The following is a 20,154-nucleotide window of genomic DNA, read 5'->3' as shown; positions in this document are numbered from 1 at the left end:
TCTTTCATGCTGTTATTTTTATATGTTTTAGGGGGATATTTATTTGTACAAATATAAAAAATTAATTTCATGGGTAGAAAACATTAAAGAGACAAATCAAAGTTCTACGGCAGCACTTTGTATTATGAAAGATAATAAGATTGTGCTAGAGCATTATAGTGGAACGCATTCAAATATTCCTACTAGTAAAAAAGTAACTATATCTTCACAATTCAATGTCGCTTCCGCAAGAAAAAGCTATTTAGGATTAATGGTAGCTTATGCAGTTTATGAGGGGAAAATAAAATCTCTTGATGACGAGGCTGTAAATTATTTTAAAGAATATGATCCTTCATTACTTGGAAAGACAACGATAAGACATTTAGTAACTCATTCACACGGTTTAAATGAAACCGATGATGGGACAGCATTTCGTGAATTTGAGCCAGGACAAGCTTGGGCGTACAGAGATATTAATGTAAGAATGGTGACGCAGCTTATTTATCACTTGTATAACAAAAGTTTTCCTGAACTATTAAAGGAGCGTGTATTCATACCTGCTGATTTCAAAGAAACTGGATGGAGAATAAAACAAGATGATAATTTAGTTAAGGTTGTTGTAAACCCAGATGAAGATGCAATAAGTAGTGTTGGTGCAGTAGATGACGGCTCCGAGAAAAATCTATTTGTCTCTGCGAGAGAATTTGCATTTTGGGGTAACCTTCATTTAAATAAAGGGTTTTTAAATGGTAAACAAATTGTGCCAAAAGAAGTTATAGCACTTGCTACGAGCTTACAAAGTCCAGAGTATACAAATAAAGAACTACCTCAAAACGGGTTGTTTTGGTTCGTTCAAAATGAACCTGCTTTATTTAGCGAACTTGGTGAGCGAGTTCCTAAAGGTTCCTATCAAATATTAGGAATTACAGGACCAACGATATTAGTCATTCCAGAATATAATGTCGTCGTTGCTAAAATGTACAATAAAAGATACAACTATGGTGGGGATAATTATTTATATTATTTACGTGAATTTAGCAATTTAGTCGCTGATACATTTAGTAGCAGTAAAAATACTATGGTTAGGGTATAACTACTCCTATAATAAAAAGGAGTGAACTTTAATGAAAAATGAAGTGAATAAAAATAAAAAGCAAAATATAAAGGATGTAAACACAGAACAAAACGCGATTTATAGCGATCCGAAAGATTTTGAGGAAATTGAATATTAATTTTCTCTCCGACTTATTTATGAAAGAAAAATACGTCTTAAGTCTCATCACTTTCAGCAAATTATTTGATAACATATATACATAAGCATTCGAAAATGTCTTATCTTAACAAAGCTTTCTTTAAATGCTGTATATAACCTACAAAAAGGCACTTCTTGATGAAGTGTCTTTTTGTGTAAGCTAACTCAATTTCCATTTTCCGTACAGTATCTTGCAATTTATCATGGATATACTAACTGTGAAAATTCATGTCATGATAAAAGAAGGGGACAGTTAGCATGAAACAAACATCTATAAATCCATTGCTAATTGTTCTAGGTACAATCATTGTTCAAATTGGCCTAGGAACAATTTACACATGGAGTTTATTTAATCAACCCCTTGTAAGTAAGTTTGGATGGAACCTCAATTCAGTCGCGATCACGTTCTCAATTACGAGTTTTTCTTTATCATTCTCAACTCTATTTGCAGGAAAGCTACAACAAAAATTTGGACTTCGTAAACTTATCGCTACTGCAGGAATTGTTTTAGGACTCGGTTTAATACTTAGTTCACAAGTTTCCTCATTACCATTACTTTATTTATTAGCCGGTGTTGTCGTTGGATACGCTGATGGAACAGCGTATATTACATCACTATCTAATTTAATTAAATGGTTTCCAAACCGTAAAGGACTTATTTCTGGTATATCTGTTTCGGCATATGGAATGGGAAGCTTAATCTTTAGATATATAAACGGAAATCTTATCAACAGTCTTGGAGTATCACAAGCATTTTTATATTGGGGTATTATCGTCTTACTATTAGTGTTGATAGGATCATTCTTCTTACGTGAAGCAATTGTAAGTAACACTGCAACTGAAACATTACACAATGATTATACGCCGCGTGAAATGATGAAAACAAAACAAGTATATCTCTTATTTTTCATGTTATTCACATCATGTATGGGCGGACTGTATTTAATCGGTATGGTAAAAGACATCGGGGTGCAGCTCGTTGGTCTTAGTGCAGCGACTGCCGCAAATGCCGTCGCAATGATCGCAATCTTTAATACAATAGGTAGAATTATTCTTGGAACGTTATCAGATAAAATAGGTCGATTAAAAATCGTCTCTGCTACATTTATTATTATTGGATTGTCCGTCTTCACTTTAAGTTTTATTCCACTAAATTACGGAATTTATTTTGCTTGTGTAGCAAGTGTTGCCTTTTGCTTTGGTGGTAACATCACTATCTTCCCAGCAATTGTCGGAGACTTCTTCGGATTAAAAAACCATAGTACAAACTACGGGATTGTTTACCAAGGTTTCGGATTTGGTGCACTTGCAGGATCATTCATTGGAGCACTACTTGGCGGATTTCAACCAACCTTCATTACAATCGGTGTTCTATGTGTTATATCTTTCGTTATCTCTATAGTAATCCGCCCTCCAAATGCAGAAAAGAAGAAGGAAATAAAACAGTTAAATCGAAAAATAGCTTAATGCTAAGAAAGAGTCCTTATGCTAGGGCTCTTTTTCATTACAGCATAATGTATAAACAATGGATGCCATTCAAAAAATCTAATTTTGTCCCTGTACTTACTACATAACTAACATTAAAGAAGATAGGAAATTCCGATTATTAATGTAAAGGGGCGTGATAGTTAAAATGCAAATAGTAAAGCAATGGGTACAAGAAGATAGTGATTACATAAGAGAAAAAGTAATTGAATATAACCAAAAACAACTTTCAAATGAAGAAAAAACACCTTCAGAAAAGATTAGTTTTATAGTGAAGAATGAAAAAGAAGAAATAGTAGGAGGGATAACGGCAATCACATTTTGGCACCATGTATATGTTGACTTCCTATGGGTTTCTGAAGAATACAGGCATGAAGGTTATGGAAGCAATTTAATGAATCTTATTGAAGAATTTGCAATAAAAAAAGAATGTAGGCTAATCAAATTAGATACTTTTAGTTTCCAAGCCCCTAATTTTTATAAGAAGCATGGATATAAAGTGATAGGGATAAGTGAAGATTATCCTAAAGGGCATAATCATTACTATTTAGAAAAAAGGTTATAAATGAATCATTAAAGAGTGTATTATGATTAATCTTTTTCAAAATATGCTCTTTTCTTTTGTGTGTCTATGAACACGATATCGTTTCGTATTAGTTATTTACTCAAATTACTTTTTATGAATCAAAACAATTTAATGATAGAATAAAATAAAGACAGAAAATTTTCACCATTCCAGGGGGTTACATATGAAAAAAGTAAATGTTACATACGCACTTCTATATGATGAAACTCATGAAAAGCTATTAATGGTTAAAAACAAAGGGGAAAATGGTTCTTATTACACTTTACCAGGTGGAGCAGTTAAATTCGGGGAAACGTTAGAAGAGGCAGCAATTCGTGAAGTGAAAGAAGAAACAGGGCTAGACATATCCGTAAAAGGGGTTTGTTCCATTAGTGAAGCCTTTTTTGAGGAGAGAGGACATCATGCAATCTTCTTTAATTTTTTAGGAGAAATAATGGGGGGGGAATCTGTATATCACGGCCAAAAGAGATTGAGGAGATTACCTGGATGGAATTAGATTCAGCAGAACCTTATTTACGTATACCAGAACACTTAAAAAGCCTTTTACAAAAGAAAGAAACAGTTCCTTATATTTTTAATGGAACTATTATTCATCAATCTTCATAAAGATAGTATTTCATTTAAGGCGGGGGAAAAATGGAGTTTATCGTTAATCACAAACAATTTACACAAGCTCTTTCAGAAGTAAGTAAAGCTATCACAACAAAAACTTTAATTCCTATATTATCCGGAATAAAGATAACAGCAGATCAATCTGGAATTACTTTAATCGCAAGTAATTCGAATATTTTCATTGAAAAATTTATACCTATTTCAATTGAAGACGAACAAATTACAACTATTTTAAAAGCAGGGAGTATTGTTGTACCAGCAAAGTATTTCATTGAAATTATTAAGAAAATGCCAAGTGAGATTTTAATAAAAAGTATGAATGAGCAGTTGATTACAATTCAATCAGATGAAATTACTTTAAACTTAAATGGACTCTCGGCAAATGAATTTCCTAATGTACCATTTTTAGACTCACATACAGAAATACAAGTAGAAACGGAACAGCTGATTGAGGTATTCAAACAAACTGTCTTTGCAACTGCTAAAAATGAATCTAGACCAGTTCTTACTGGCGTACATTTCGTTATTGATCATAACAAATTAATTTGTGCTGCTACTGATTCGCACAGACTGGCTTTACGTAAAATACCCATTTCTTCACATGCGAAATTAAATTGCATTGTACCAAGTTCCACTATTAGTGAACTACTAAAATTAATGAACAGTAATTCAAATTTAGTATACATATATCTTTCAGAAAGTCACATTATTTTTAAATTCGGTACAATTACGTTGTATTCAAGACTTATTGAAGGAAAATATCCTAATATATCCGGCCTAATTCCAAATGAATCCCAAACGGTTATTAATATAGATAGAAAAAAGATTTTACAAGGTGTAGATCGTTCAAGTTTATTAGCTAGTGAATGGGCAAACAACAACGTTAACTTAGAAATCATCGACGAATTCACAATACAAATCTCTTCCAACGCTTCTCAAATTGGTAAAATATCCGAGACACAACAACTAGATGCTATTCACGGTGAAAAGCAATTAAATATATCTTTTGATGGACGGTATATGGTCGATACTTTAAAAGCAATAAAAGAAGATAGAGTTACTTTAAGTTTTGGCGGTTCCATGAGACCGATATTAATTGAAGCAGGTGAACAATCTGCAGCAGTATATTTAATATCACCTGTTAGAACTTATTGAGAACAAAGGAAAGAATTAAATTATGTACAAGCACACTTTATGTTTTATAAAAAGAAATGAAGAAATACTTATGCTAAATAGAGAATATGATCCTGTAAAAGGATTATGGAATGGTGTAGGAGGGAAGATAGAAAAGGAGAAACACCGTTTGAAAATGCAATTCGTGAAATAAAAGAAGAAACAAATATAGATGTTGAACAAAATCAAATTCAATTTAAAGGCATTATTAAATGGGAGGATTCCTCATATTTTGGTGGCATGTATGTCTATTTAGTAGAGCTACTTAATGAATTTACATATCACACTCCAAAAAAAGTCTCAGAAGGAATTCTAGATTGGAAAGAGGTATCTTGGATTCTAAGTGACTATAATTACGGCGTAGGAGAGATGATACCTAAATTTTTAACTGAAGTACTTTATAATGAATTAATATTAGAGCACTCTTGCGTTTTATCAAATCATAAATTAATAGAGTATAAGAATAAAGAATTAGCTAAGCAGACCAGCATAGTAAAGTAGTAATTAGGGGAGATTAGTATGTAATTGAAGGAGGAGCTCATGAAAAAAGGAAATCAATTATTTTGGATATATATAACTAGTATTACTATTATAATACCTTTAATTATTTACTTAGCATTGGCAGCCTCTAGCGAAAAAGATACTCTTACTCAAGTGAAAAAAGCTCCCAATATCCCATCTGTTATTCAAGATTCAAACGATATGGAAGACCCTACAGGATATTGGACAACAGAAAAGATGAAAAATGCAATTCCAGTAGATAAAACAAAGAATTTTAATAGATGAGTCATAAATGAATAAAAAGCGAACCATCAATATTAAATTGGTTCGCTTTTTATTATACTTACACTTCTCGCCACCAAGCAGCCGTAGGATAATCTTTAGATTGTAACGTAATAGCTTCACCGATTTGTGGCGTTGCAATATTAACCCCTAAACGATTTGCTTCTTTCGTAACACGTTCAATAGGATCACTCCATTCATGTAATGCTAACGTAAAAGCACCCCAATGAATAGGAACGAGCAATTCTCCTTTAACGTCAATATGAGCTTGTACTGTTTCTTCTGGCAACATATGAATAGCAGACCATCTCGTATCGTACTGTCCGCATTCCATTAAAGTAAGATCGAATGGACCATATTTCTCACCAATTTCCTTAAAGTGAGGCGCATAACCACTATCACCACTAAAGAAGACTTTAGTTTCTTGACCAAGAATAAGCCATGAACACCATAACGAACAATCTCTATCTGTCATACTTCGTCCAGAGAAATGCCTTGCAGGTGCACAAACTAACTTAATATTATCAAACGTAATTTCATCCCACCAATTATGCTCACTAATTTTACTAGGTGAAATACCCCATTTAATAAGATATTGCGCAACTCCCGCTGGAACATAAAAGTGCTTTGCGCGATCTTTTAACTGCATAATACTCTTGTAATTTAAATGGTCATAGTGATTATGAGAAATGATAATCGCATCAATTTCCTTGAAATCTTCACGTTCTAAAGAAAAAGCACCACTATAACGTTTACTATTAAAAACAGGGAACGGGGAAGAGGCATCGCCAAACATAGGATCTAACAACAGCTTTTTACCTTCTATTTTCAAAAGAGAAGCAGAGTGACCAAACCATGTAACACTCTCTAAAGACCCATTATCTTTATTCGGTAAAACGATAGATAAGTCTTGTATAGGACGTAGCTTTGTTTTCATTTTAAAGTAATCAGTCATTAAACCGATAATATCTTTTGGTTTAAAACTTACATCAGTATGAATTTGATTTATATATTTCTTTTTCATTAGTTCTCCTTTTTATGTTTAACAATATACGTATGTTGTTATTCTAGCCGTTATTAGTGTAAACTATATCATTTTACCTTTCATCTTTAATGCAGTACATTTCATAAATTCTTCAAATTTATTATTTATATATATAAAATAGAATTCATTTAGCAGCAGCTAAAACTAATATTATGTATTTGTGAATTGTTTTGTTTAAGTAAATTCTTTCTTATAAACAACAAAGACCGTATGTTTCTTTATATGTTATAGAAGCAGATAGGTAACTAATTATCCACAGGAAGGAGAGTCTATAAATGCTTGAAGAAAGAAAAAAGAAGTCTAAATATAAACTATTAAATAGCAATAACTAAATATAGAATTCTAGATAACCTTAGTATAGGTATTAACATAGCTATACTAAGGTTTTTTATTTGAAATCATTAAAGGATACTTATTTTTATTTATAGAACATAGTAAATACATAGATTTTACAATTAAATTACTAAAAAAGAAGGGATTTTAAAATGCTTGCTAATTATACTTCGGAGAAAATACTTAAAACAACTTATGAGACAAAAATGATTTCATAAGTTGACAATTATCCAACTTTAAAAATAAGCAGAACAAACCTTCAATATTTACTTGTAATGCTCCATCTGGGCATAGAATCAAATACTATAAAAACGAAGCTAAATTGGACTAGCGAGGAATTCGAAAAACAAATGCACGCATTAGAACTAGAAGGTTTATTGAATAAGACAGAAGGGAGTTACTATCCAACATGTATGGTTATAACAGCTAATGAAGGAGAAAAGCTGTATAACCTATGTGAGCCTCTAATTAAACCTACACTTAACATAATTGAAAAATATTCTAATCAAATTGATGCTATGTCTAAAAGAATCGAGACATTTAATCATTTATCTAAAGAATCGTATAGTCTTTTACTATATAGTGGTGTGTTATTAGATTTTGGACAAATAATTAACATTGAAGAAAACTATTTAGAAACAGAACGGCCTTTGAGAAACAATAAAAGATATTATTATGCGATTCTAGAACAAGAACAAACAGACAAAGAGTCCTTTGGAATGTATGTTAATACGTATTTAGATTTAGGGGAATATCAAATTGGTCTTTATGGAAACACTCGATATACAACTTTGAATTTAATAACTGCGAATGAAGAAACGTTTGAAGCATATTTTCACGATGCTATTATCGATATTAATTATACGAAAAAGCAATTAGTTGAAAATTTTGTAGCAGTAGATAGACAAGTAGACTTAAATTCAAATGTATTATACGAAAAATTAGGCTTATATAAAAATTCACAACCTGTTATCCCAGTGTTTACAGCCGTAGATTTATCTATACTTAACGAAATCGCGAACACGATCAGTGAAGATTTGATTTTATTATGTAAAGAAAATGAGAAGCCTTTAAAAGAATACTTTGCAAGCAGCAGATACTCAAAAGAAATAACTTACGAAGAATTTTTTATTTGGTGGTATCACTTTTTCTATATAAAAGTAACTGAAGAATTAATACAAAAAGGCGTAATTATAACAAGCGCTCAAAAAAACAAACGTACATAATCTATTAAAAACTTTAAATTAAAGTGACTAATATCCTTTTGCATATGTAGCAGCTGAATGATGTATAGACAATAAATTAGTAAATAGAGGATAATCCAAAATTAAAACCTAATATAAAGAAAATAAGATATTAAAAGGAGAGAAGAGCCATGCAAAAGAAATTTATCAATCCAGAAACAATGCCAGCAACTTTTGGATACTCACATGTAGTCGAAGTTAGTAATGCTAAACGAACCATTTACATATCAGGACAAGTAGCAATTAATACTGACGGTCAAATAGTTGGAATTGATGATTTAGCTACACAAACACGACAAGTATTTGAAAATATTAAAATCGCATTAAAAACTTCAGACTTAAATTTTAATGATGTAGTAAAATTAACATTTTTCTTGACGGACATTTCTCAAATGGCCATTGTTAGAGATATTCGAGATCAATATATCAACACAAACAATCCACCAGCAAGTTCAGCTGTAGAAGTTAACAAATTGATTAACAATAAATTATTAATCGAAATCGAAGCAATTGCTGTAGCAAACTAATTTTAAAAACTTATTCTTAATCATATCAACGCAATTCGTTCACTTTAAACGAATTGCGTTTTTTATTAACTAAAATATAAATTATACACGGAAACATTCTTATCAATAACACAACATAAATAACTTAAAAAAACAAATAACCACACAATCTACAACACATTATGAACCCAATTAAAAAGGGGAGACTAATAACCGTAACTAATATATAATAAGTTTATTACTTTTTACTAGTTAACATAATATATATTATACGAAGTTGTATAGAGTAAGTGTTTATCTGTATCAAAAACCAAGTAAACTATACTTAATGAGACGAAACGGGTTTTATCGTTTATTTTGCTATAAATTAATCACAGCAAATCTTAATCGATTAATTATCGTTTAACGAGTCAAAAATAATTTTGATTAGCACGGAATTTTTTTATGCGAAATAAATTTTTCTATACAAATGATAAATTTCATTTTATGTTTTGCTTTATAGATTTATTGCTAATTACATATGTTTTATTATTTTATATTTTTGTTGTTATTTCTTTTATTTACGCTTGACTTTCATTGTATTCTACATTCTAGTTAACATAACGTTTATTTTTAACGTAAAAAAATCCTCCTCACCTTCAGGAAGATTTCTTTTGCTAGCTAGTAATCCATTTATCTATTTTTAGTAACAATCCCAATTGTAAATAACATTGGAAAAATCTAGATTTAATAAATCATCTTTCTTTATAAAGAAATTAGCAACACCAGAATCTCCCCACATAATATTTAATGAATCATCTGTATCGATTTGCAGCAATAATATATCATGTTGCTGGTATTTTTCTTCCCATTCCCTTGGATCTGTCTGTGTGAAAAATGGATAACCACCAATTTTATGCCCTTGATCTTTACATAAATCATCATACAGTTCGCCTAATTCTGTATTATTTTCTTCATCAACAATTTCTTCCCAATCAATTTCCTCACTAAACATCTTTTCAAATCGATAATCCCTTGATGTTACGGGTTGATAACCCAATTCAAACTTTAATTTCGCTGCTTCAGGTATGATAAAGTCCTCTAATTCTGAAGTGTTTAAATAACTAAAATCAGTAATAACCTTATTTAAATCTTCTATAATTGTAGAATGATAAATAATTCGAAAGTCTTTTTGGATTGTTGGATGATCAAAATCTGCTCCGTAAAGCTCATCTTCAGCACTTACGAAAAACTGCAGCATACCCTTTTGAGGCATATATTCAACATGCGGCATTTCTTCAAAGTTTAGCTGCGCAAGTAACATCATAGGTTGTCCATTTGAATCTTTAGGATGCTCTTGATCTATAGGTACATACGGATAGCCACCAAACTTACTTTCAAAAAGAGTTGTTTCTGCTTGCGTTCCAGACACTTTAATATACGGTTTCACACTTTCTTCTAAAATACTACGATACTGCTCTAGTTCTTTCGGAATTTGAAGTTGATACGTATTCTTCATTACATTTGCCTCCCCTTAATAATGAATTGAAAATGCCTTACTTAATTATATAGCAAAAGATAACTTCATTGAAAATCGTTAAATATCCGTTTTCACCCTCGTTTTTTGCGCACTTGGTGGACAAAGTAAATTATGTTCTAAAACCTTTTTATTAATAGTTCGAATTATATCCGCTGCTTCTGCAGTATTTGTAGTTTCTTTTAGCCTTTCTTTTAAATCATCAATTTCCTTTGAAAGCTCAATCCACCTAGGTAAAACATGATTATTTTTTAAAGTTCTATACAGTTGTTTTTCAGGATTATACGAAAGATCTTTATCTAGATTTAGAGGTTTCCCTTTACCTGGAAAATTATCAAAAGACCCTTTCTTTTCTGCTTCTTTAACGATAGAGCTAATATGATCCTCATACGTGAACGACCAAACTTTTTCATCTTTAACTAAAATTTCTTGTTTTTTTAGTTTTTTATCTAGCTCATCTTGATTCATAGATTCTCTCTCCTTTTTATTTTATAGTGTGGTTTTTGTATGTTTTAATGCTTTCAACCGATCAAATAACTTTTTCCGCTACCAAACACCGTCATGACCGTCTTGAAACTCTTCATAAGTAATTTGGTATCCTTTTTCTTTTAAAGCTTTATACAGGCGTCTGTTAGCCGTTAAAAGAGGTTTGTTTTCAAGTTCTCCTGCTGCTATATAAAAATGAGGTTGACTCGTATTGGAATCTATAGATGAAATTTGATTTTCAATCCAAGGAATTTGATTTTCATAACTATCCTTTTTCCAATGTACGGATCCAGACATTGACAACACGTTTCCGAAAACATGTGGATTTTGAAGCGCTGCATAAAAAGCTGCTAAGCCACCAAGACTGAAACCAGCAATTGTTGTATGATTCTTTTCTTGATATACGTGATACCTAGCTTGAATCCATGGAAGTAGTTCCTCCGTTAAAAATGTATTCATTTTATCGTTATAAGTTAGCTCTTCTAGTCGATCAACGGGTTCTATTGCAACAGCAATACAAGATGGGATTTCTTTTTCGTATATTAAATAATTGAGTGTTCTTGCGATTGAAAGGTTATTAATGAATGAATTCCCATCAAACACAATGAGAAGTTCTTGAAGATGTGAAGTGTGAGAATAGTCATGAGGCGTATAAATATAAATTTTACGTGTGTCATTTAAAATCGTACTATGAAAAGAATATGTTTCAATTTTTCCAGATGGATAATGATCTGAAGGAAAACGACTGCTATACTGTACTTCCATTCCTATGTTTAACACAGACGCTTTATTGGCATCTTCTCCAAATGTATTTTTATTAAATCGGTCTAGTTGGTACTTTTCACTGCGCTTTATCCAATCATTTTCGAAAAAATCGTTTACTGAAAAATAGTACGTTGAAATAAAACTCTCATCCGTCCTAAACGTTACATACCAAATATCTGTCTGTAACAACCGTTGTAGTTGATTTACAGACAGATCCCAACCAGGAAAACTACCGAATACATAGACGTTTTCAGTTTTTTGATCCCCTAACCATATATACGTTATAAGCTTATACTGATTTTCTACAGGACATTGTTCTATTAGTGGCGTATTATTTGACTTTATTTCATGCAAAAAAGTATAAATTGCTTTCTCGTTTCCTTTTTTAATTGATTATTAAGCTCCTCTAACTTAGGACTAATTATTGAAGTCACCCATCTGCCTCCCTTGTATTTCTTTCTTTTCATTAGATTGCTTTTATAAAATTTAAGATTAGTATGTTATGTATTTAGATGAGTTATTTATTAGAAGGTTTATCAATTGCCTGAATAGAAAGTTCCAACGCTTTTATTCTTCTTTCTAAAAGTGTTCTTTGAGGACTACCAGCCTTAGACTTATCATAGGCTCTCTCAATTGATGGGAGCAAACCAGCAAGGACATTACGTGCTTCTGCTAACTCTTCTTGGCTATACCGATGACTTTCTTGATTCCACACGTTCTCTAACACTGCTAGCCCTATACAAACGGCTTTAAGCCTTTTTTTCACTAAGGTAGTATTTGCTCCCTTTTGAGTCATCTGTGAAAAAGCATTTTCAAGTTTACGAATTGTCGATTGTAAAGATTTTATTGATTCCAATTTATCTATATTTGACACGTTTTCCATGTTACTATTGTTCCTCCTGGCTTAACTTATTTAATACTGGATATAATAAGTACTTGATTTCACTCGAAATATTTTATCATAAATAACTAACTATATTCGAATTGGATAATGGATTAAAGGAAAACGGTATCTAAACGCCTCTCCCTCCTTTACATCATTCTATATGTACTTCTTTCTTCGTATTAGAATCCCTATATAAACAAGGTATTAAAATTGTATTTTTTATGAACAAAAAAACGCACAAGCAGCATAACTTGTACGTTTTTATTTTTATTCAGTAAGATAATACAGTAATAGTTTCCGGGCCTTCTCATAATTCATGAAATCTCTATACAAAATGGGATACTTCACAATTTCTGTTTCTATAAAACGATATTGCGGAAACCATTCAAAAAACGATTTCTTTAGCCACTTTATTTGATCAAACACAATCTCCTTTTCGTTGTTATTAAGTATGTAACTTAAAGTACCTGCTGTATGCATCCAATAATAATTTAAATTAGCATTTATACAGTCATCATCTGTAAATTTACTTTTTAAGTCTCGTTGCAATTTTCCTGTAGCACGATACGGAAACGGTTAATGCAGCGGACTATGCATTTTCTGCAATTCATTAAAAATAACCATTTTACCTAATAGCAACTTTCCACCCCTTTATTTCTCTATCCAATTTAATAATTTTTCATAATGATATTGAGCATCTGTATAGCCGAGATTATATAAATTAACGAGTTTTTCTTTATTTCTTTCTATTCCGCTTATAGGAAGCTGTACGCTAGGCTGAATGATATAAAAATTGTCTTTTTGTTCTATTTGATTCATATAAGTTATCGTCTCATTATAAAAACGATAATGTTCTACTAAAGATTGTGCGATATTCGGATATTTTCTATATAACATTTTAGCCAGGCCTGAAAATTTGTTTCGCTGCTTCTCATACCCTTCTGGCTTTGTCATTATAACAACGTTTTTTAAATAACCATCATTTTGCGCTTTAAAAACTGGAATAGGATCTATAATCCCTCCATCTAACAATTTTCGATTATCATATTCTACAGCAGGTGCTATAAACGGCACAGAGCTTGATGCACGAATAATTTTTAAAATATCATTTCCATGTTCTGTTTTATTATAATAAACTGCCTGTCCTGATTCACAATCAGTCGTTCCGATTACAAACTGTTCATTTGAATTTAGGAATGTTTGAAAATCAAACGGTACAATTTTGTTTGGTACTTCATCAAATAAAAAATCCATTCCAAATAATTCACGTTTTCTAATTAAGTTTCGATAAGATATATACCTGTGATCTCCTACTAGCTCTGTATTCACTTTCTTATTTCTTCCTTTTTGGCGTGATAAATAGGTCGCTCCCATACATGCTCCGGCGGATACACCGACTACATACGGAAAGAATAAGTCCCTTTCCATAAAATATTCGAGTACTCCTGCAGTATATAATCCTTTCATTCCGCCGCCTTCTAATACTAAACCGATATTCTTCATGCTCAGTCCCTCTGCTTCTGTTTTCTTAATTACATGTTAGCACAAGATTTTAGGATGAGGTTATATAAATTAGTTGCAATAATAACAAAAAACTATTGAAGCAATGTCATAATCTATTAGTCACTCGCATGGTACAATATAAGAAACTCATTCCACATATTATAAAGGAGGAATTTCATATGGGTTTATTTAGTGGTATTTTAGGAAATGCATCAAGTGCGAGTACAGAAAGCGTTGAACGTGATTTAGAAAAGATTATGCTAGATGATGAAAAAGTTGAGCATGCTTATAAATTAATTCGTGATTTAATCGTATTTACAAATCGTCGTCTTATTTTAGTTGATAAACAAGGAATATCAGGTAAAAAAACAGAGTATCATTCTATTCCTTATAAAAGCATTACACAATTTAGCATTGAAACAGCTGGGCATTTTGATTTAGATGCAGAACTTAAAATATGGGTATCTAGTTTGAGCGCGCCAATTACGAAAGAATTTAAAGGCGATGATAGCATATTAAGTATTCAAAAAGCGTTAGTAACATATACGACAAAATAGTTGGTTTTTGTATATTTATTCGAATTCTAAATTACTAACCCGAATATCTTGGAAGAATATGCATTATTTTTGTATATTTAATCTAAAACAATACAAAAAGGTAAAGCATTTAAAATGTGCTTTACCTTTCTTTTGTATAATAAATTAAAGTTGCTTTATCATTTAATTTCTTTTTAAATTCCGCTCTTATATATCCCATCTTTTCGTATAGAAAACAATTTCGTTCTTCCTCTAAAATTGTAGCAAGCTCCCAATTCGTTATTTCCGGAAACATCTCCTCGATTAAAATTAATACTTTTTGAGCAATTCCGTTCCCTTGATAGTTTGGAATAATAAATATCGGGCTTATCCAAAATTTAGATGCCTCTTCTTTACGTGATATACATATCGCGCCGACAAGATTCGTATTTACGAAAATTTTATAAAATCCACCGTCCAGATTATTTATTCTTGAAATCGTTCTTTCAATACGTTCATTTGCCGGACTTGTTTCATAGTCCTTATACTTTTCTAATAATGAACTAAATGATTCACTTGCATTTGAAATATAATCTCTGCATCAATTTCTGTCGCCTTCTCTAATGTTACCAATTTAAACGCTCTCTTAAAGAAGTAATGTGAGCTGTATGATGACAACCGTGCCATGCATATAGTCCAATTGCAGCAGCAAGTTTTGTTTCTCCTGATTCAGGATGATTAAATGTCTTTTCTAAATCTGCCGGTTCTAAAGAATATAATAAGTTAACCCATCTTTTATGTAATGAATCTAGCATTACAAGTGAAACATCTACTGGTAATTTCGAGTCAGGTAGCTCTGCCCATTTTTCTTCTTTGTACGGTTTAATAGTTGGATTCTTTTCTGTCATTGCTAATTTAAAGCGTATGTAGCTATTCATATGACTATCAACAACATGATGAACAACTTGGCGAACAGTCCATCCACCGACGCGATACGGTGTATCTAACTGCTTCTGATCTAAATCTTTTATCGCTCTTGCTAGTTCATTAGGTAAATCCTCTATTTCTTGAATCCATTTATCAATTATTTCTTCTGTAATAGTTCCTACGTAAGTAAATTGACCTATTGGATAACGTAAATCCTTCATGTACATGTCCCTCCCTATTATTTTTAACCCTTAGTAGTCCTCCAAATATAATGTACGAAATTTACGTCTTCCCCGTTTAAATCTACAGTAGTTGTCTCCGCTTCCTTTTCACGAGAAAATCCGTTCTTTTCTAATACAATTTGTGAAGCTATGTTATTTGTTGTTGTCATAGCACGTATTTCATTAATTTCATAGACTCTTGCTTGAGCCAAAATCAATTTTACAGATGATGCTGCAACTCCTTTTTTTGTAAAACCCTCTCCAACTCGGTAGCCTAACGACCCAATTCGTTTTTCCTTATCTACATCAACTAAATTGATACGTCCTACAATTTCTTTTTCTGTATTACGTATGAGATGAAAATAAGAAATCCCCTCAGTTTGTTCTTTTAATAGTTCGGCAAGTTGCTTTTGAAAGTATTCATACACGTAATAATTAGAGCCACGACCTGGTACCATTGTTTCAAAAAATGATTTGTTCGTGAGTTCAAAATTAAATAAATCTTCAGCGTCTTGATTCTTTAATTGTTCTATGTATATTTCCATCCCGTTTACCCCTTCTTGATTTACTAACTGTTATACATTCTTTTTTAAACGATAATTTTCCTGCTATTTCTTTCGTCTGAGTAATACAGTAAGTAATACTCTAGGATGAAAAAGATGAAATGGACTACGAATTAAGTTCATAACTCTGACTAACCGAATATAAATATCAGAATCACTTGCAGAAAGTTGATATATTTGTTTCGTATACCATTGCTGAAATTTTTGTTTCGTAGTTAATTCTTTCTGTAACTTAGGATGACATGCTATCTCCGTTGTGGTCATTTCCCAAGGTGTTTTGATAATCATAGCAGTCTTCCTATAAAACTCTCGAGTTAATGTTTTATCAAGCCTTTTTCTCCCTTGAAGAATTAGTTGCAATTGGTGAGCTTCCATAGCTGCAACTGAAACACCTTGTCCGAAAACTGGATCAAAACGACAATGCGCATCTCCAACTACTAACAATCCTTCAGGCAAATTATTAACTAGATCAAATCGCCTGCGTACTTGATATGGAATTTTGTACGTTTTTATATCGGTAATCGCCTCAGATTTGTTTAGAAACTCTGTAACATTAGTGATTGATAGGTTTTCAGCAAAATCATAAAATTCATCATCTGTTTGCGGTGCTTTTTCATTTGCATATCCACTAAAAGTAACAAAATAACGATCATCTTCAATCGTTTGAATTAGAACACCATAAGGATTCTCAGGAAAACTTGGAGACATAAGCATATTACAGCAGTCTAATTTCTCTTTTTCTTTGAGCCTAAACATTCTAGTTGCGTAAAACAAATCAATTCTTACTTTCTCTTCTTGTACTTCGAAATTGTATTCTTGTAACCAATCTATACTTTTCGAACCAAATCCACTCGCATCAACAACAAGATCTGCATGAAATTCTTCTTTCATTCCTGTTTTCAAACATTTAGCTCTTATTCCATAGACTTTATTAAGCTTGTTATCTACTAGTAATCCTTCAACCAACATTTCATACTTCGAAGTAACATTTGAAACTTGTTCAATTCGTTTTTGAATATGCGATTCTAACAGAAGACGACTTTGTTGAATCATATTTATTTCGCCTTTGAAAGGCTGCTTCCATAGGCCGAACTGATGCCATTTTAAATCGCGAGTAAAATTATTTACGATGCTACCTGCTTCAATTAATTCATTAGTAATGTTAGGAAACAACTCCTCAAGTGCTTCTTCGCCGCCTTTTAATAACACATGCGGATGATTACTTTGCGGAACTCTTTTTCGCGGACCTTTTCCATCCCATTCTTCACCAGCTTCTACAATGATTACTTCTTCAAACGTATTTGATAAAGCCTTTGCGGCGAGTTTTCCTGCGATACTTCCACCAATAACAATAGCCTTAGTAAACATTTTTTCCCCCTTAATGAAAAGAGATCCTGTCGTGTATGAATGGAACAGGATCTTAACTAATAATTCCTTGATAATTATATTTAAAACACCTGTGTGAATTGCAACATTAAAATTAAAATACCTAATCCCCATACGTAATACGCGAATACTTTTAAAGAATGACGTTTTAAATATTGGATCATCCATGAAACTGCTATGTAACCAAAGAACGTTGCTGATAATGTTCCGACAATTAATGATGTACTAGAAATAGATTCAGCTTTCCCTTGAAAAACATCTGCACATTGCAAGATGATAGCTCCGACAATAGCTGGTGTTGATAATAAAAAGGAAAAGTACGCCGCTGTTTCACGGTCTAACTTTCTCCATAATGCAGCGACAATTGTCATTCCAGAACGGGAAATTGCTGGAAATATAGCTACTGCTTGAAATGAACCAATTATGAATGCATCTTTATATGTAATATCATTCATTTTTTTACGACCGTTCTTTTGTTTATCGGCCATATAAAGAAATAAACCCGTCACTAAAAACTCCCAACCTATTGTTATACCTGTTTTTGAAATATCTTCAAAAAAGTCTTTAAATAATAAGCCGATTACAACCGCAGGTATCGTCCCGACAATAAGTAATAGCATAAGCTTTGAAAATGGATTTTTTATTAAATAAATAAATTCTTTTCTATAATAAATAAACACCGCAAGTAACGTCCCTATATGCAGCATCGTATCTAAAAACAAACCTGCCTCATCTAACTGAAAAATATGTCGCCCTAAATATAGGTGACCTGTACTGCTTATAGGTAAAAACTCTGTCAGCCCTTGAATAATTCCTAAAATAAAAGCTTCTAGCCAATTCATGATGATCTCCTTTCTCATTTGCTTGTACCAATATATGATGCTTTAATTTTTGTTATGAAAGAAAATATATTTCTCTTGGGGATTTACTTTAACCTTTATTTAGAAGTTATGGATTGCGATAAAGATGGATATATATGTAAAAAAGGAGGGTTTACATGGAGAAACATACAAAATTAGGAAACATATTACTTTGGATTGGACCAATTCTTGTGTTCTTAGGCTTATGTATGACAAATGTAATTACAGACATACCTTTCTTCGAAGGAAAGCATAAAACTTTTGGAATTATTATGTTATTTATAGGGGTACTTTGTTTAATTGCCGCTCATTACTTTAAAATACGAAAAAATTCTGCCGATTAAATAATCTATTCCCTTATAAGGAGGAACAAATGCGAGGAAAATCATTACGGACAAAAATTACAAAGCTATATAAATAAAAACAATCCTAGTGTATGTACTAGGATTGTTTCATTTCGCTAATGTTGTTTATTTATAAAACACTTTATCAACGTTATATTTCGCTTTGTACTTATTAATGATGTATGTTTCGTAAATTTCTCTTTCAGTTGGATCTTCTACGATACATGCATCGATACGGTATACTTCATCACGATTATTTTTGATTGGTGAAACATTATCTTCAAAATGCTTTTTAATACGTTGTCTAATTTTACGAGCTTTACCTACGAAAAGAAGTTCGTCATTAATATTGTAAAACATAAAAATGCCGCCTTTATCTCTAGGGAACAAGTGGAAATCGATAAAACCGTTAATTGGAGTAATTAATGGCTCGTCTCCTTTAATAACTTGGTTACGTTCAGTAATGGAAACATCAGCTTCAGGAATATTAATTTTAATCAAGTTCATTCACGTCCTCTTTTATTATAAAGATAAATAATAGCATAAGTATGTAAGAAAAGCTATGTTAAGAGAGATATTTCATTTTATAATTCAAATATTATAGGTATATCATGTAAACTTTTTTTCCAAATCATATGATCGTTTGATTCGCCCCAATAATCCTTCAGCACATAACTAGGTTTTCCAAACTTTTTTGTCCATATACTTTGTGCTTTTTTGTATCCACTATCTAAACAGCATTCGGTTATTCCTCTGCTAAGTAATGTAAGATACATTGTATTTAGTAGTAAACTCCCTATACCTTTTCTTTGATACTCCGGAAGTATAAATACAGTTCCTATTTCATACAAATCCTTAAGTACACCGTCTGTACAACTATTAATCAATGCACTTGCTGGACCGATTTCAATCGTTCCAATGATTTTATCGTTACTTGTATCTATCGCTAATAAAAAGTAACGATTTTCTCCATTACTATCAAAATCATTTTTTAAATATTTCTTTTTCGAGTTAATTTCATTTTCTATGTCATCTAATAGATGTGATAACCCTTCGTTTTTAAATGTATTAGTAATAACAAGACGAAAAAACAAATGTAATTCATCTAAATCATTCGAATTCGGCCTTCTAATTTCAATGTTATACATGGCTTACATCTCCAATTTTTAAAAATATATGAGAAA

Annotated in this window: 20 protein-coding genes and 5 pseudogenes; 11 read left to right on the top strand and 14 right to left on the bottom strand. The window is 31.7% G+C overall.

What is annotated here, in order from left to right; genetic code table 11:
• The first annotated feature begins 43 nt into the window (after positions 1 to 43).
• The 7 genes and pseudogenes from NSQ08_RS11640 (at position 44) to NSQ08_RS11610 (ending at position 5,873) form a co-directional block, all read left to right on the top strand.
• Positions 44 to 1,072 carry a serine hydrolase domain-containing protein gene (locus NSQ08_RS11640; RefSeq protein ID WP_340774883.1) on the top strand — a complete coding sequence of 343 codons (1,029 nt, stop codon included), beginning with the start codon at positions 44 to 46 and terminating at the stop codon, positions 1,070 to 1,072.
• Positions 1,073 to 1,489: 417 nt separating this feature from the next.
• Positions 1,490 to 2,698, top strand: a complete 1,209-nt coding sequence (locus NSQ08_RS11635; protein ID WP_002013226.1) for an L-lactate MFS transporter — start codon at positions 1,490 to 1,492, stop codon at positions 2,696 to 2,698.
• A gap of 166 nt (positions 2,699 to 2,864) precedes the next feature.
• Positions 2,865 to 3,281, top strand: coding sequence for a GNAT family N-acetyltransferase (locus NSQ08_RS11630; RefSeq protein WP_340774878.1), 417 nt, complete (start codon positions 2,865 to 2,867; stop codon positions 3,279 to 3,281).
• A 184-nt stretch (positions 3,282 to 3,465) separates the two neighbouring features.
• A pseudogene (locus NSQ08_RS11625) lies at positions 3,466 to 3,908 on the top strand (NUDIX hydrolase).
• Between the two features lie 30 nt (positions 3,909 to 3,938).
• Positions 3,939 to 5,069 (top strand): DNA polymerase III subunit beta, encoded by a 1,131-nt coding sequence (gene dnaN, locus NSQ08_RS11620; protein ID WP_340774876.1) that lies wholly within the window; start codon positions 3,939 to 3,941, stop codon positions 5,067 to 5,069.
• Positions 5,070 to 5,091: 22 nt separating this feature from the next.
• A pseudogene (locus tag NSQ08_RS11615) lies at positions 5,092 to 5,588 on the top strand (NUDIX hydrolase).
• 39 nt (positions 5,589 to 5,627) lie between these two features.
• On the top strand, positions 5,628 to 5,873 hold the full coding sequence (locus NSQ08_RS11610) for a hypothetical protein (protein WP_201065676.1): 246 nt from the start codon (positions 5,628 to 5,630) through the stop codon (positions 5,871 to 5,873).
• Between the two features lie 58 nt (positions 5,874 to 5,931).
• Here NSQ08_RS11610 and NSQ08_RS11605 read toward each other — a convergent pair whose 3' ends face one another.
• Positions 5,932 to 6,894: an MBL fold metallo-hydrolase gene (locus NSQ08_RS11605; RefSeq protein ID WP_113769501.1), complete on the bottom strand. Its 963-nt coding sequence runs from the start codon at positions 6,892 to 6,894 to the stop codon at positions 5,932 to 5,934.
• A 596-nt stretch (positions 6,895 to 7,490) separates the two neighbouring features.
• On the opposite strand from NSQ08_RS11605, the gene NSQ08_RS11600 reads away from it, so the two are divergent.
• Both NSQ08_RS11600 and NSQ08_RS11595 read left to right on the top strand, forming a co-directional pair.
• Entirely contained in the window at positions 7,491 to 8,474 is a 984-nt protein-coding gene (locus NSQ08_RS11600) for a hypothetical protein (protein WP_445686604.1), read from the top strand.
• Between the two features lie 149 nt (positions 8,475 to 8,623).
• Positions 8,624 to 9,019: a RidA family protein gene (locus tag NSQ08_RS11595; protein WP_113769500.1), complete on the top strand. Its 396-nt coding sequence runs from the start codon at positions 8,624 to 8,626 to the stop codon at positions 9,017 to 9,019.
• Positions 9,020 to 9,680: 661 nt separating this feature from the next.
• On the opposite strand, the gene NSQ08_RS11590 is transcribed toward NSQ08_RS11595, so the two are convergent.
• The 6 genes and pseudogenes from NSQ08_RS11590 to NSQ08_RS11565 form a co-directional block, all read right to left on the bottom strand.
• Positions 9,681 to 10,496, bottom strand: coding sequence for a YwqG family protein (locus NSQ08_RS11590; protein WP_002032372.1), 816 nt, complete (start codon positions 10,494 to 10,496; stop codon positions 9,681 to 9,683).
• A 78-nt stretch (positions 10,497 to 10,574) separates the two neighbouring features.
• Entirely contained in the window at positions 10,575 to 10,982 is a 408-nt protein-coding gene (locus tag NSQ08_RS11585; protein ID WP_340774861.1) for a DnaJ family domain-containing protein, read from the bottom strand.
• Positions 10,983 to 11,060: 78 nt separating this feature from the next.
• Positions 11,061 to 12,199, bottom strand: a pseudogene (locus NSQ08_RS11580) (alpha/beta hydrolase-fold protein).
• Positions 12,200 to 12,282: 83 nt separating this feature from the next.
• Complete coding sequence (locus tag NSQ08_RS11575; protein WP_085311357.1) at positions 12,283 to 12,648, bottom strand: hypothetical protein; 366 nt, start codon at positions 12,646 to 12,648, stop codon at positions 12,283 to 12,285.
• Positions 12,649 to 12,918: 270 nt separating this feature from the next.
• Positions 12,919 to 13,290 (bottom strand): annotated as a pseudogene (locus NSQ08_RS11570) (YxiJ-like family protein).
• 12 nt (positions 13,291 to 13,302) lie between these two features.
• Entirely contained in the window at positions 13,303 to 14,154 is an 852-nt protein-coding gene (locus NSQ08_RS11565; protein WP_340774854.1) for a patatin-like phospholipase family protein, read from the bottom strand.
• A 179-nt stretch (positions 14,155 to 14,333) separates the two neighbouring features.
• Between NSQ08_RS11565 and NSQ08_RS11560 the strand changes: the two genes are divergently transcribed.
• Positions 14,334 to 14,711, top strand: coding sequence for a PH domain-containing protein (locus tag NSQ08_RS11560; RefSeq protein ID WP_002141936.1), 378 nt, complete (start codon positions 14,334 to 14,336; stop codon positions 14,709 to 14,711).
• A 121-nt stretch (positions 14,712 to 14,832) separates the two neighbouring features.
• Here the strand turns inward: NSQ08_RS11560 and NSQ08_RS11555 are convergent.
• From NSQ08_RS11555 to NSQ08_RS11535, 5 genes and pseudogenes are all read right to left on the bottom strand, one after another.
• Positions 14,833 to 15,356: pseudogene (locus NSQ08_RS11555) on the bottom strand (GNAT family N-acetyltransferase).
• The gene (locus NSQ08_RS11550; RefSeq protein WP_340774850.1) at positions 15,296 to 15,817 is read right to left on the bottom strand and encodes a YfiT family bacillithiol transferase; all 522 of its coding nucleotides are present in this window, start codon (positions 15,815 to 15,817) and stop codon (positions 15,296 to 15,298) included. Before NSQ08_RS11550 ends, NSQ08_RS11555 begins: the two are co-directional and overlap by 61 nt.
• A gap of 23 nt (positions 15,818 to 15,840) precedes the next feature.
• Complete coding sequence (locus NSQ08_RS11545; protein ID WP_340774848.1) at positions 15,841 to 16,362, bottom strand: GNAT family N-acetyltransferase; 522 nt, start codon at positions 16,360 to 16,362, stop codon at positions 15,841 to 15,843.
• A 63-nt stretch (positions 16,363 to 16,425) separates the two neighbouring features.
• Positions 16,426 to 17,748, bottom strand: a complete 1,323-nt coding sequence (locus NSQ08_RS11540; RefSeq protein ID WP_340774846.1) for an FAD-dependent oxidoreductase — start codon at positions 17,746 to 17,748, stop codon at positions 16,426 to 16,428.
• 80 nt (positions 17,749 to 17,828) lie between these two features.
• Positions 17,829 to 18,608: an undecaprenyl-diphosphate phosphatase gene (locus tag NSQ08_RS11535; protein ID WP_340774845.1), complete on the bottom strand. Its 780-nt coding sequence runs from the start codon at positions 18,606 to 18,608 to the stop codon at positions 17,829 to 17,831.
• A 155-nt stretch (positions 18,609 to 18,763) separates the two neighbouring features.
• On the opposite strand from NSQ08_RS11535, the gene NSQ08_RS11530 reads away from it, so the two are divergent.
• Positions 18,764 to 18,970, top strand: coding sequence for a hypothetical protein (locus tag NSQ08_RS11530; RefSeq protein ID WP_002127593.1), 207 nt, complete (start codon positions 18,764 to 18,766; stop codon positions 18,968 to 18,970).
• Positions 18,971 to 19,096: 126 nt separating this feature from the next.
• On the opposite strand, the gene NSQ08_RS11525 is transcribed toward NSQ08_RS11530, so the two are convergent.
• Both NSQ08_RS11525 and NSQ08_RS11520 read right to left on the bottom strand, forming a co-directional pair.
• Complete coding sequence (locus tag NSQ08_RS11525) at positions 19,097 to 19,477, bottom strand: nucleotide excision repair endonuclease (protein ID WP_002013261.1); 381 nt, start codon at positions 19,475 to 19,477, stop codon at positions 19,097 to 19,099.
• Positions 19,478 to 19,554: 77 nt separating this feature from the next.
• Complete coding sequence (locus NSQ08_RS11520; protein WP_002141923.1) at positions 19,555 to 20,118, bottom strand: GNAT family N-acetyltransferase; 564 nt, start codon at positions 20,116 to 20,118, stop codon at positions 19,555 to 19,557.
• Positions 20,119 to 20,154 lie beyond the last annotated feature (36 nt).

Source organism: Bacillus sp. FSL E2-8887, assembly GCF_038007205.1.
In the GTDB taxonomy this organism is placed as follows: Bacteria; Bacillota; Bacilli; order Bacillales; family Bacillaceae_G; genus Bacillus_A; species Bacillus_A mycoides.
The sequence above is the reverse complement of the archived record's forward strand: the minus strand, read 5'-3'. Positions and strand labels throughout refer to the sequence as shown.

Bases quoted from the DNA above. Each gene is read 5' to 3' on its own strand.
- dnaN (WP_340774876.1), top strand. From the start codon at position 3,939: ATGGAGTTTATCGTTAATCACAAACAATTTACACAAGCTCTTTCAGAA.
- NSQ08_RS11590 (WP_002032372.1), bottom strand. From the start codon at position 10,496: ATGAAGAATACGTATCAACTTCAAATTCCGAAAGAACTAGAGCAGTAT.
- NSQ08_RS11540 (WP_340774846.1), bottom strand. From the start codon at position 17,748: ATGTTTACTAAGGCTATTGTTATTGGTGGAAGTATCGCAGGAAAACTC.
- NSQ08_RS11630 (WP_340774878.1), top strand. From the start codon at position 2,865: ATGCAAATAGTAAAGCAATGGGTACAAGAAGATAGTGATTACATAAGA.
- NSQ08_RS11520 (WP_002141923.1), bottom strand. From the start codon at position 20,118: ATGTATAACATTGAAATTAGAAGGCCGAATTCGAATGATTTAGATGAA.
- NSQ08_RS11545 (WP_340774848.1), bottom strand. From the start codon at position 16,362: ATGGAAATATACATAGAACAATTAAAGAATCAAGACGCTGAAGATTTA.
- NSQ08_RS11585 (WP_340774861.1), bottom strand. From the start codon at position 10,982: ATGAATCAAGATGAGCTAGATAAAAAACTAAAAAAACAAGAAATTTTA.
- NSQ08_RS11525 (WP_002013261.1), bottom strand. From the start codon at position 19,477: ATGAACTTGATTAAAATTAATATTCCTGAAGCTGATGTTTCCATTACT.
- NSQ08_RS11610 (WP_201065676.1), top strand. From the start codon at position 5,628: ATGAAAAAAGGAAATCAATTATTTTGGATATATATAACTAGTATTACT.
- NSQ08_RS11535 (WP_340774845.1), bottom strand. From the start codon at position 18,608: ATGAATTGGCTAGAAGCTTTTATTTTAGGAATTATTCAAGGGCTGACA.
- NSQ08_RS11530 (WP_002127593.1), top strand. From the start codon at position 18,764: ATGGAGAAACATACAAAATTAGGAAACATATTACTTTGGATTGGACCA.
- NSQ08_RS11635 (WP_002013226.1), top strand. From the start codon at position 1,490: ATGAAACAAACATCTATAAATCCATTGCTAATTGTTCTAGGTACAATC.
- NSQ08_RS11595 (WP_113769500.1), top strand. From the start codon at position 8,624: ATGCAAAAGAAATTTATCAATCCAGAAACAATGCCAGCAACTTTTGGA.
- NSQ08_RS11575 (WP_085311357.1), bottom strand. From the start codon at position 12,648: ATGGAAAACGTGTCAAATATAGATAAATTGGAATCAATAAAATCTTTA.
- NSQ08_RS11605 (WP_113769501.1), bottom strand. From the start codon at position 6,894: ATGAAAAAGAAATATATAAATCAAATTCATACTGATGTAAGTTTTAAA.
- NSQ08_RS11550 (WP_340774850.1), bottom strand. From the start codon at position 15,817: ATGAAGGATTTACGTTATCCAATAGGTCAATTTACTTACGTAGGAACT.
- NSQ08_RS11560 (WP_002141936.1), top strand. From the start codon at position 14,334: ATGGGTTTATTTAGTGGTATTTTAGGAAATGCATCAAGTGCGAGTACA.
- NSQ08_RS11565 (WP_340774854.1), bottom strand. From the start codon at position 14,154: ATGAAGAATATCGGTTTAGTATTAGAAGGCGGCGGAATGAAAGGATTA.